The sequence below is a fragment of the Filomicrobium insigne genome (genome assembly GCF_900104305.1).
GTDB lineage: Bacteria > Pseudomonadota > Alphaproteobacteria > Rhizobiales > Hyphomicrobiaceae > Filomicrobium > Filomicrobium insigne.
Genome location: NZ_FNJC01000006.1, coordinates 102702 through 114066 on the forward strand (window position 1 = coordinate 102702; position 11365 = coordinate 114066).

General features: G+C 56.0%; 13 protein-coding genes. 4 read left to right on the forward strand and 9 right to left on the reverse strand.

Annotated features, from left to right (window positions below):
* Positions 1-287: 287 nt before the first annotated feature.
* On the forward strand, positions 288-530 hold the full coding sequence (locus BLS30_RS17435; RefSeq protein WP_090230735.1) for a helix-turn-helix domain-containing protein: 243 nt from the start codon (positions 288-290) through the stop codon (positions 528-530).
* Between the two features lie 30 nt (positions 531-560).
* Here the strand turns inward: BLS30_RS17435 and BLS30_RS17440 are convergent, their stop codons facing one another.
* From BLS30_RS17440 to BLS30_RS17445, 3 genes are all read right to left on the reverse strand, one after another.
* Entirely contained in the window at positions 561-842 is a 282-nt protein-coding gene (locus BLS30_RS17440) for a hypothetical protein (RefSeq protein ID WP_090230738.1), read from the reverse strand.
* A gap of 19 nt (positions 843-861) precedes the next feature.
* Positions 862-1020 (reverse strand): hypothetical protein, encoded by a 159-nt coding sequence (locus BLS30_RS18200; RefSeq protein ID WP_160298718.1) that lies wholly within the window; start codon positions 1018-1020, stop codon positions 862-864.
* A 114-nt stretch (positions 1021-1134) separates the two neighbouring features.
* Complete coding sequence (locus BLS30_RS17445; protein ID WP_076605324.1) at positions 1135-1587, reverse strand: MgtC/SapB family protein; 453 nt, start codon at positions 1585-1587, stop codon at positions 1135-1137.
* 170 nt (positions 1588-1757) lie between these two features.
* Between BLS30_RS17445 and BLS30_RS17450 the strand changes: the two genes are divergently transcribed.
* Positions 1758-2369 (forward strand): hypothetical protein, encoded by a 612-nt coding sequence (locus BLS30_RS17450; protein WP_046478528.1) that lies wholly within the window; start codon positions 1758-1760, stop codon positions 2367-2369.
* Positions 2370-2429: 60 nt separating this feature from the next.
* On the opposite strand, the gene BLS30_RS17455 is transcribed toward BLS30_RS17450, so the two are convergent.
* The 5 genes from BLS30_RS17455 to BLS30_RS17480 all read right to left on the reverse strand — a co-directional run bounded on the left by BLS30_RS17455 (position 2430) and on the right by BLS30_RS17480 (position 8647).
* A complete protein-coding gene (locus BLS30_RS17455; RefSeq protein ID WP_139165393.1) occupies positions 2430-2753 on the reverse strand; it encodes a hypothetical protein in 324 nt (107 codons plus the stop codon).
* A gap of 111 nt (positions 2754-2864) precedes the next feature.
* Positions 2865-3368: a DUF992 domain-containing protein gene (locus BLS30_RS17460; RefSeq protein ID WP_046478526.1), complete on the reverse strand. Its 504-nt coding sequence runs from the start codon at positions 3366-3368 to the stop codon at positions 2865-2867.
* Between the two features lie 248 nt (positions 3369-3616).
* Positions 3617-4834 (reverse strand): formate dehydrogenase subunit gamma, encoded by a 1218-nt coding sequence (locus tag BLS30_RS17465; RefSeq protein ID WP_090230740.1) that lies wholly within the window; start codon positions 4832-4834, stop codon positions 3617-3619.
* 11 nt (positions 4835-4845) lie between these two features.
* Positions 4846-5448, reverse strand: coding sequence for a formate dehydrogenase FDH3 subunit beta (fdh3B, locus tag BLS30_RS17470; RefSeq protein ID WP_046478525.1), 603 nt, complete (start codon positions 5446-5448; stop codon positions 4846-4848).
* A 25-nt stretch (positions 5449-5473) separates the two neighbouring features.
* Positions 5474-8647, reverse strand: a complete 3174-nt coding sequence (locus BLS30_RS17480; protein ID WP_244512523.1) for a formate dehydrogenase subunit alpha — start codon at positions 8645-8647, stop codon at positions 5474-5476.
* Positions 8648-9401: 754 nt separating this feature from the next.
* Here BLS30_RS17480 and BLS30_RS17485 point away from each other — a divergent pair.
* Together BLS30_RS17485 and BLS30_RS17490 are read left to right on the forward strand one after the other, a co-directional pair.
* Complete coding sequence (locus BLS30_RS17485; RefSeq protein ID WP_052743972.1) at positions 9402-9833, forward strand: hypothetical protein; 432 nt, start codon at positions 9402-9404, stop codon at positions 9831-9833.
* A gap of 190 nt (positions 9834-10023) precedes the next feature.
* Positions 10024-10278, forward strand: coding sequence for a hypothetical protein (locus BLS30_RS17490; protein WP_046478524.1), 255 nt, complete (start codon positions 10024-10026; stop codon positions 10276-10278).
* A 319-nt stretch (positions 10279-10597) separates the two neighbouring features.
* On the opposite strand, the gene BLS30_RS17495 is transcribed toward BLS30_RS17490, so the two are convergent.
* Entirely contained in the window at positions 10598-10969 is a 372-nt protein-coding gene (locus BLS30_RS17495; RefSeq protein ID WP_139165394.1) for a hypothetical protein, read from the reverse strand.
* Positions 10970-11365: the final 396 nt, after the last annotated feature.

Genomic DNA, 11365 nt, shown 5'->3' on the forward strand with positions numbered 1-11365 from the left:
CTCCCCCTCCCCCTGCTTGCACCAGCTCCCATGGCCCGCGGCGTCGCTCCCCTTCGCCGCGGGCAACTTTTTGTGGGGGCGCTCTGCATCATGCCATCGGAACCGGTGAAGCTGAGGGGGCGTTTCAGTTCACGCACTCCACAGCGTCCGCGATGGACCGCACAAATCGAAACGTGGAGCGTAATCAGGTCGTGAGCTCGCACCCGGAGTTGCAAAGGCAGCAGATGCGTCCCGCATGATGCACAACGCCTCGTCTTCCCTGGGCAAGCACAATGAGGAGGACCTAAATGGACCTCACATCAAGTGAAATTGAAATCCTGAAAGCGATCGAGAAGAGCGGCAACGACCGCGGCGACTACACGAGCTTTCGCCGTATGATTGGTGCCATCGCCGATCCCACGCTCACCATCGATGACGCCGAAATCCACGAAGCTCTCGATAAGCTCAAAGAAAAATCATTCATTGAGATCGAAAGAGGCAGAGCCGTGAAGCTCACCGAAAGCGGCATCGTGGCTCTGCGCGCGCTGTAGGGGCAAGGCGCGAATGTGACAGCAGATTGATTAGGTCTCTTCTTCCGGGACATCACCCGCAATCAACGCGCTGCGAGAACTTTCGATCTTGCGCAACAGTTCAGCGTCAGCCGCCTCCTGCGCGCCTGAAACGGGCATTCCTTCATCGCCGGAAGCAAGCCGCCGGTTGACGAGAAAAGCCCAGCGCTTCAACGCGGCAATCTTCTCACCACGCGTCAAACCTTCAGACGCCATGAGATCATCAGGAGTCTGAAATTGAGATTCAGGTTCCGCCTTGGCGGCTTCCCGGTCAATCTTCAGCCGTTCGCCCATACGAGACATCCTTCGTGAATTACCCAGCAAAAACGCCCGGCCAATAGACGCCGATACCAAATCCCACTGCCAATGCGAGCAGCAACGAGATAGCAAGGACCCAAATCAGTCCGGTTCTCTTCGCCTGACGCGCCTCGTTCGTCGTCAGAACTGGCGCGCTTTGGGATTCTCTATTCATGATCATTCCTCCTCTTTGCGCAGAGTCCAGTCATGGCAGGCGAATGGGTAAAACGCCTCTAAACGAGTGAGGTTCCGCCACGGGGCGTCCTTGAAACACCCTCGCGGAGCAATCTCAGGCCTCGTCATTGTTCTTAGGATCTAACGGCGGCTCGGGCGGAAAAATTCGATCTTCCAGCCGCTTAACGAATGCCAAAATCACGATGGATATGACGACCGCGACGATGGCAACGTAGTAATATCCGCCACCGCAAGCTAACCCGATGGCACCAGCAAGCCACATCCCCGCGCCAGTCGTCAGCCCCTGAATTTTCCGGCCACTGACGATGATCGAGCCGGCGGCCAGAAAAGCGACGCCGGCCGTCACCGCCTCGATGATACGGATCGGATCAACGTTCCCGCTCGGAAACTCTCCGCGAACTTGATAGAAAATCTCGAAAGTGATGATGGTAAAGAGCGCCGCCGCCAGCGAGACCATCATATGCGTTCGCAAACCGGCCGGCCTGTCCTTCAGCTCACGATCAATTCCGATCACTCCGCCAAGCCCTGCAGCAAGCAGCAACCGCATTGTGATCTCCAATTCCGGCACATGTGTCCGTGAAACCACTGATATGTCGAACAGGTCCACTCGCTTCCCAGTGCTTGTCATTGTAAAGACGCGGCAACAACAAAACCAAAGGTCGTCTGAATCCGTTCCGTAAGTGAGAGGCGACGCCGAAAGCTGATCGAGAGTTGCAGATGAACGAAACAACGAGCGCAGTCTCACCGGCCCGATACGAGTTTCGCATCTTCACGACCAACGGTGCCAATCTGATAGAACGCCTACGTGCGTTGCCCGGCGCAAAAAAACCGGAGCGCGATCAGGGTGCACAGACCTATATCGTCCGGCACAACTACGATCATATCAGCATCAAGCTGCGCGAGGACCGGTTAGAGGTCAAAGAGCGGTTCGGCCAGCTAGATTGCCTCGAACGCTGGCGATATCGCTTCGTTGCACCACTCCCCGTCACGGCAGATCAAGTCGAAGAGCACCTCTTTGCTCCACTCGGCCTTTCTGTTTCGCTCAAGGCAGGCACACGTTTCTCGGCCCATGCACTCATCGAACTTGTACAAGCTCATTGCCCTCCGTTGGCCCTCATCGAACTCAACAAGGATCGAGTGAAATGGTCCCTCGGAGCTTGCAATGCAGAATACGTGAGCCTCGACGCTGACGGTCATTCTCTGTGTAGTATCGCGTTAGAATCGACTGACCCTAACGCGCTGCGGCAGCTCATAGGAACGCTGCAGCTCGATCACTATGAAAACCAGAGCTACATCGCGTTCTTGAATAGTTCGGAAAAGAATGGCTGAGACGCACACTCGATAACCGAGTGAACGTCTCGCAAACCGCTGCGCCCTACAGGCAGGGAGTTATTTTGTCTTATCCGATTTCATGTCCGGCACAGCTTCGCCCACACGGTTGGTCGGCGCGTGTTGGGTTTCGTCCTTTTTGTGCGTAGAAGACCCACTCTGCTGAGTGTCAGCCTTAGGCTCAGCCTTCATCGTTGGGACGCTCTCACCGACGCGATTTGTCGGGGCGTGCACATCTTCTTGAGCCTTACCGCTCGAACCGCCAGTTTGACTTTGAGCAAGCTGACCGCCTCGCTCAGATGATAGCTGCGCACTATTGCCGGCAAGCAACGGCGAGGACGCAAACACAGCGATAGCAGCGAGGCCTAAAACTTCCCTTCTCATGATATCCTCCTTTATAGCGGCCGTTGATCGGCCATATCGGAGGAAAACGTTGGCGCCGAAGGTCTGTTCCAAGTCATTTCCGCACGGGTACAGTTGGTTCAACGATCAGTGCTACGCCTTTATGGAATGAAGCGCCAACTCCAAAACGGAGATTGCGGGCTCCGAAGAAGGTGAGAGCGGATCACTCACGGGACGCAATTCGATCGTGTCGTTAGCGCCTCCACGCAAGCCAGCGGCCGTACCATCGGGCGACGAAGATGTAGAATTCAACGTCCCCATATACTGTCCTTCCAGATCCTTGAGCTCAACGTCCGGCGTAGGAGCCAGCACCGCCCAGGACAGGATAACCTTCGGTTCAGCCTCCTTGTCGCTGCTGATCCGCTTGATGACACCGTCAAAGCGCCCGCCAGGCCCACTAAGGGCTTCGTACTCACATGAAAGAGCCGTCGCCCCTTCAGGCAACTTTCGCTGCGCTTCTGCATCTGCTGGAATCGTGCAAGTCAACGTCCCCGCATTCGCCGGCGGAGGTGGCGTGTCTGCAAAGGCCGACGTTGTTACACTCAATCCCAGTACCGAAACGCAAACCGCTAGCTTGAACGGTGAAATCGAATCCATCGTTATACCTCCTGAAGAGGCCAACGATGTCGGCACCAACGAAGTTCCCCTGACGCCCGTTTGGCAAGCCGTTATCCGTGATGTGGACCCAATCGGGTGTCTCCATGCCACAGTGCTCCCTGCACCACAGAAATGTGTGTCCGGTCCAACGCTACCCACGCCAGCGACCCGATGAGCACGGTGATGGCCAGCCCGGTCAGGAATGTCTTCATGTTGGCAAACCTCATTATTGTGTTGCGAAATTCTTCTTACTCGGCAGCCTTTGGGTGGTGGTGATGCGTGGAAGACGTTTGCTCGGTCCCAGTCCCGTCCGGGTCGCGCCAGTTGCCACTGATATCGCGATACCAAAGACTGTGGTGCTCTTTCGCCCAATTGCGATCGACGCGCCCTGACCACATCGCATCGATCGCGCCTTCCATACCGACGGTGCCGATGTATATGTGGCCGATGATCAGAGCGATCATCAGTAGCGCGATAACGGCATGAGCAAGCTGAGCCCACTGCATCCCATCAAAGCCGAGCCACGCAAACGGAAACATCAGCGTGACACCGGAAATAAGCGCCGCCAGCCCACCAAGCGTAACACCCCAAAAGACAATCTTCTGACCCGCATTGAATTTACGCGCTGGCGGATTGTGACGACCGTCAGAAAGAAAACCGCCACCCTCTTTGAGCCACTCCACATCAAGACGTGATGGCAAATTCTCCCGCAACCAAAGCCAGGCCATCGCCACCACACCAATGGCAAACGCTACCGACGCCGCCATGTGGAGCCACGCACTGATCGAAGCCACCTCATGAAATGCTGATGGACTTATGAACGGAAGCAGAAGCGGTTTTCCGTAAAGAACGACGAGCCCCGTAAGAGCCAGCACAACAAACGCCGTCGCCGTCATCCAATGATTGGCACGTTCAACCTGATTGAACCTCTCGACCGTGCCGCTGCTCCGGCCTTCCGCAATACGAATACGCCCGCGTGCGAATAGAAAAAGCGCCAGTGCCAAGGAAACTCCAAGGATCAACCAACCGCCCGTATAGACGACCGTACCGTTCCGGGCTCTCCGCCAGTCGCGACCCTGCGGCTGCTCCAGCAGGTTCGTATTGCGATAAGGAAGTGACGTTGTTCCAGTGCGCTTCTCCGGAGTAATCAGGATCTGGCTGTCCGCTTTATCCAGCTTCCAGCTCTGCACAATTTGCTTTGGATTGGACACCGAACCGCCAGCCTGGGTACCACCGGCCACGACATCCTCTTGCGGACGAGCAACCGCTGGTAGCGTCTCTGCCGCATTCCGGTCGGACAGCAGTTTCGAACGATCGACCCAGACGGTTCGTTCACCAGGTTCGCCCCCGATCTGGACACTCGGCAGCACCATGGGCTTGGGCGCTGCGGCATACGTCGCCATCCATATCAACAAGGCCGCCAATAAAGCTGCAGCGAGACCACCGGCAACGCGATACGCAGACATCACCTGCCTCCTTATCCTTGTACTGCTTGTGAACTGTAATAGGCCGTAGACCAGCCCCAAGCACCGGCGCCATAACCGCGCCTGACGATACGCTCTCTATAAATTTGCGAGACGATATCTCCGTCGCCAGCCAACAGCGCGCGCGTCGAACAAACCTCAGCGCAAAGGGGCAATTTTCCTTCGGCGATGCGGTTACGCCCATACTTCTTGTATTCCGCTTCCGAACCCGGCTTTTCAGGACCGCCCGCGCAATACGTGCATTTGTCCATCTTGCCGCGGGAACCGAAATTCGACGCCTGCGGATACTGCGGCGCACCGAACGGACACGCGTAGAAGCAATACCCACACCCGATGCAGATATCCTTGTTGTGCAGCACGATGCCGATGTCGGTTTGATAAATGCAGTTGACCGGACACACCGCGATGCAAGGCGCATCCGTGCAATGCATGCAGGACGTAGCTATAGATTTTTCACCCGGCCCACCATCGTTGATCGTCACGACCCGACGCCGAAGTATGCCCCACGGCACCCCATGTTCGTTCTTGCAAACGGTGGAGCACGCGTTGCACTCGATGCAGCGATCGGAGTCACATAGGAACTTCATCCGTGCCATGATTTACTAACCTCCGATCGGTCTCTCACGCTTTTTCGACGCGGCAGATCGTTGCCTTCGTCTCCTGCATGAAGGTCACCACGTCGTAGCCGTATGTCGTTGCTGTATTGGCGGCCTCACCGATAACGTAAGGCACTGTGCCTTCGGGATAGCGGTCGGATCGGTCCTCGCCCTGCCACATGCCGGCGAAGTGAAACGGCATAAACACCGCCCCCTTTCCGATGCGCTTCGTAACCTGGGCCGTCACGCGCACACGTGCTTTCTCAGGCGTAGCAATCCAGATCATCGAGCCGTCTTGGATGCCGAGCGCAGTAGCATCCTCGGGATTGATTTCCGCAAACATCCGCTGCTGAAATTCCGCCAACCAGATATTCGCCCGCGTTTCATCGCCTCCGCCCTCAAACTCAACGAGACGTCCGGAGGTCAGGATCATTGGAAAGTCTTTTGAAACGTCGCTCTTCTGGATCGACCAGTAGAGCGTCGGCAAACGGAAATCTTTACGGTCTTCATAGGTCTTGTAACGGGGCAGGAGATCGCGCCGCACGGTGTAGAGAGGCTCCCGATGGACAGGAATGCCATCCGGGAAGTTCCAAACCAGCGCACGCGCCTTGCCGTTACCGAAAGGCGCCAAGCCATTGGCCACCGCTACGCGCTGAACGCCACCCGAGAGGTCCGTCTTCCAGTTGATCTTCAGGATTTTTTCGATCACGTCCGTATCGGGCTCGACCATGCCTTGGTCGCGCGCCGCCGTTTCGCCACTACTCGACTGCGAACCGCCATCGCCCTGCTTCGATGCACCGTTGGTCTTGTTCGGATGATGCGCAAGATACCCTTCAATGGCCGCCCGCGCGTTCGGCGCGAACGCACGCAAACCGAGTTGCTGCGCTTTGGCTGCACCTTCTGCATCGTTGGCACTCGGTGGCATCGCCGCACCACCCCCCCCCTCTTTCATGAGCTGCGCGGCTTCATCGTCCGTTATCTTAAGAAGGCGCGGGTGATAATCACCCAACGCAATCGCCGCGATGATGAAATTTTCGCGCGGCGTCAATTGATCCACGAAGCCCAACTTATCGAGCACCGCGACGGTAATTTCCGGATATCCATCCTTGATAGGAGAACCTTCGGGATAAGAGTTCTCGGCAAGCAGGTTTACGCCCTCATGCTCAACACCCCACGCCGCGCGGAACGGAAGGCCACCCTGCGCCACAGTCTTGGTAAGATCGTAGAGCAGCGGCGTACCGGGATGCTTCATCTCCGGCGTTCCCCAACAGGGCCACGGGAGCCCGTAGTACTCACCCTTCACGGGCCCGCTCATGCCGAGCAACGTCGTTGGATCAAACAGGCTTTGGTTCGCCATGTGCACTTTCAGTCGCTCCGGGCTTTGCCCGGTGTAACCGATCGTCCAGCATCCGCGCGTCAATTCGCGAAGGAGATCCTCCGCAACCGGCGCGTTGTCCTTCACTTCAACCTGGTTGAACATCTTGTCGGCGAAGCCGAATTTCTGAGCGAGCAGATAAGCAATCTCGTAATCGCTCTTGGCCTCGAACATCGGTGCTATAACCTGCTCCCGCCACTGCAGGGATCGGTTCGAATTCGTGACCGAGCCTGACGTCTCCATCGTAGAGCCCGCCGGCAATAGGTACACCCCGTCCTGCCGGTCGCCGATAACGGCTGAACTCGTCGGCACCGGGTCAATGATGACCAGCAGGTCGAGTTTTTCCATTCCCTTTTTGAGATCTGGCCCGCGCGTTTGCGAATTCGGCGCATGCCCCCAGTAGATCATGGCGCCGATCGTGTTCGGCTGATCGATGTTCTTGGCATCTTCGAGAACACCATCGAACCAGCGGGACACCGGCATGCCTTTGCGTTCCATCAGATCTTTGGAAGCAAACCGCCCCTTGAGCCACTCATAATCGACACCCCACACACGTGCCCAGTGCTTCCAAGCTCCTTCGCTAAGTCCGTAGTATGCTGGGAGGCTGTCACAGGTAACACCGAGGTCTGTGGCGCCTTGCACGTTGTCGTGGCCGCGGAAAATATTGGCACCGCCACCAGGCTTCCCGATGTTTCCAAGCGCGAGCTGGATGATGGAGGCCGCCCGCACCTTGTTGTTGCCGATGGTCGACTGCGTCAGCCCCATGCACCAGATGAGAGCGCCAGGTCGGTTCTCCGAAATCAATTTCGCCACACGCTCAATCTGAACCGGCGGAACGCCGGTGATGTTGGCAACAACGTCCGGGGGATAGTTTTTCACTTCCTTGCGGACATCGTCGAAGCGGAACACCCGCTGATTTATGTAATCCTTGTCCTCCCAACCATTCTCGAGGATGTACCACAACACACCCCACATGAAGGCAACATCGCTTCCGGGCCTCAATCGCACGTATTCGTCGGCATGGGCTGCGGTCCGCGTAAAGCGGGGATCAACAACGATGAACTTGCATCCGTTCTCTCTCGCACGCAGCACATGTTGCATGGCGACCGGGTGCGCTTCCGCCGGATTAGCTCCAAGCAAAAAGATCGACTTGGAATTATGCATGTCGTTGAACGTATTCGTCATCGCCCCGTAGCCATACGTGTTGGCCACACCGGCAACGGTGGTCGAGTGACAGATACGCGCTTGGTGATCCGTATTGTTCGTGCCCCAGAACGCCGCAAACTTCCGGTGCAGATATGCCATCTCGTTAGAGAACTTGGCCGAACCGAGCCAATAAACGCTGTCAGGTCCTTTGGCGTCGCGCACCTTGAGAATCTTATCGCCAACCTCGTCGATTGCGACGTCCCAGGGAATTCTCTTCCACTTCCCACCTTCGAGCTTCATCGGATACTTAAGCCGGCGATCGCCGATAGCGAGTTCGCGCGTCGCCGCGCCTTTCGCACAATGCGTTCCAAGGTTGATAGGACTCTCGAAGGCAGGCTCCTGCCCAATCCACACCCCGTTTTGGACTTCCGCCCAGATGGAACAACCCACCGCGCAGAAGGGACAGATTGTCTTCTTAAACTGGATGTCAGTGGGAGAGGTGGGAGCCGGACGAGGCTGCGCGCGAACTCGACGCGTCTTCAGCGTGGCTGCGCCCACAAACGCGGCTGATGCAAATCCTGACGCCTCTAAGAAATGACGCCGCGACATGCCGCTCGTTCTGGCGAAATCCGACAGAACTGCAGTCCCGGCTTCACCGGAACGCTTCTTCTTGAGCATCTATTCGGCTCCTGCACGTTTATGCCGTTGCGCGGCAAGGCAGGATTATCGTCGGGCGAGCGCGTAAAACGTCCGGATATGAGGAGTTTCCCGATACTCTGACGCACGGGGATCTGATCGTTGACCGGTGGACATCTCGGCCTCAGCCGTAAATGCCACTCCGGCACCCAATGCCAAAGCTGGGAGCCCCGTCACCAATGCACGCCGCGACGAAACAAACGGCACGGGGTCATGGTGGGGACGAGGATCTCGGGTCGATGGCGGATGTTGCATGCTCGCTTTCTCTACCAAGAGCGCAACGACGATGACGGCTGAACGCCGCCCCTCTCTAAAGGTTCCATAATTTCTTTGAAAAAACCGAGACTTCCACTCCATTAGCTCACGGAGCGGTGATCCTGCACGGACCTATTGTTCACCACCAGAGCACTCATGCGGTCGCAGTCCAATGCACAAATGCGATCAGCTTTCGACAGTCAAAGGTTTCACGTGAATCCACGCCGTAAATCTGGCTCGGCCCGCATCTCGTAGCACGCACAGCGCTTCCCCCTCTCATCCGTTGCCGCTCTACTCCGGACACCAACATAGGAAGAAACTTCGGGGTGAATTGCTATGGCGTATTAGAATGCGTTCCCCATATTGTTTGCCAGACGTTACGGGTTATAACCGGAACGTTATTTCGCAACGGCCGTAAACTAAAGTGCACAATTGAAGACTTACGGCCCAATACAGAACGCGCTAGGGAAGGGTGTAATATATGCGACTTCAAGTTCTAGCCGCCGTCGCCGCATTGGTTTTGACGGCTGTAGCTTTTGGCAATGAGGCAAGCGCACAATCGGGATTGCTCGGCAAGGCGGTTCGTTTAGATCCGATTACCCTCTCAGCCGGAAAGCCACTCGCTGATAAGCCCTACGAACTCGAATCTGGAAAATACTACAAACTCACGATCAAGGCGGATGGATCTCAGGAGCTAGCCATTGAAGGACCTGAGTTTTTCCGCAACATCTGGATCAACGAAATCGTCATCAACGATATCGAAGTCCGCCCTCTCGGCGTATCATCATTAGAATTTGACGGAGAAGGCGAAGCGGTCATTAGCTTCGTCACAATTCGCCCCGGATCTTTTTACTTGAAGATCCCAAACACAACGGGCGAAACGCAACGCGCAATATTCAATGTAAAGGGATAAAGTCCAGAATTCTGGGATTCAAATGCGCTAGGGATATTTTCCCGAATTAATGTGGAATATTTCCCGAAAACATACGGGCAATGGGCCGCATTTCAGGAACGGAACGAACACGTCATAAATGCGTAGTGCATCTGCGTTGTACGAAGTGTTCGCTCCGTTCGATGCAGTTAAATTAGAGGAGGTATGTATAATGAAGCGCTTTGTCGTGGCTTTCGCCGCGTTGACTCTCGGCAGCTCCCTGGCTTTCGCCGACGAAAAACCAAGCGATGCCGAAGCCGCCAAGATCAAAGAGACTATCTCAGCTTGGGGCTGCAGTGGCGGTGAATACGAAAAAGAATCCGAAGGAACCGGCGTTTTCGAAGTTGACGATGCAAAGTGCAAAGATGGTCAATACGACTTCAAGCTGGACAAGGATTTCAAGATCCTCAGCGTGACGCGCGACTAAGATTTGCAGCTGGTCACAGGGCGATACCTTTGCAAACCTTCTCGGCTCCTGCTTCCCCCGAGGCACAGTGAGACGAGGAAACGGGCTCTAGGTATCACCGTGCCCCGCTATTGACGGGCCGGTACTTTTGTACCGGCCCGTTTCGCATTCCGGTCCGTCCAAGCTCGCCAAACCGACATAACGCTCAGCCATGTGCAATAGCGCCCATTTTGCCGCCTGCCCTGAACTCAGGAATCAGCAAAGCTGATCATCGATTTCGTAAAAGCAAAGGGGCGCAAAAGCGCCCCAGAACATTCAGATCCAAAAAGATCTACGCGATTCAGAAACGGTGCTTGACCGACCCGCGAATGCGTAAGTCATCCGTTTCTGGTCCTGGATCATTCTCCATCTTGTCCTGCTGCCCATTCGCTCCGTAGAGCAACTCCAAACCAAAATCCATCTTGGGCAACACGCCGAGCTTACCGAGGCCAGGAATGCTGACTTCGGTACCACGATCCGCCTCACTGGCTGCGTTAGGAGCAGAAAAATCAGCAGCGGGCGGAGCCACGTCTGCAGCCGGTGCGGAGGGCGCAGCAGCTGCAGGAGGCGGCGTAGAAGCGCTGCCACCTTGCTGTTCCTGGAAGGCGAACGCGGGCAGGCTGGCAAGTCCAACCAACATCACCCCGGCCCCCAGAGTCTTTACCCATTTCATAGTATTCATCAAACCCCGCAATGCACGGACTCCGGCACTGGAGTGAACATGAGTGCCAGTCCCGCGAAACACAAGCATGTTTCCATCGTAGTTAAGCCCCAGTGAACGTTTCTTGAAATGCCTGTGTTCCTGATGCCATGTGACCAGCTGACCACAACAATCGATATTGAGCCAGAAAGCCTTTTTGTTGCCTAAACCTGCATAATGCCACCACAAATCGTGACCAACGCGTGTCAACGAAAAGGCAGAAAAAAGGGGCCGTTTTAGAGCGGCCCCTCTGCTATCAGATCTTATGAGATCGATCAGAACTTGATGCGTGCACCGCCGACAACGGTGTCGAACTTATCTTCGTTAGGATCGACAAGTCCAGCCGTGCCGCCGTCCAGCTCGTAGTGG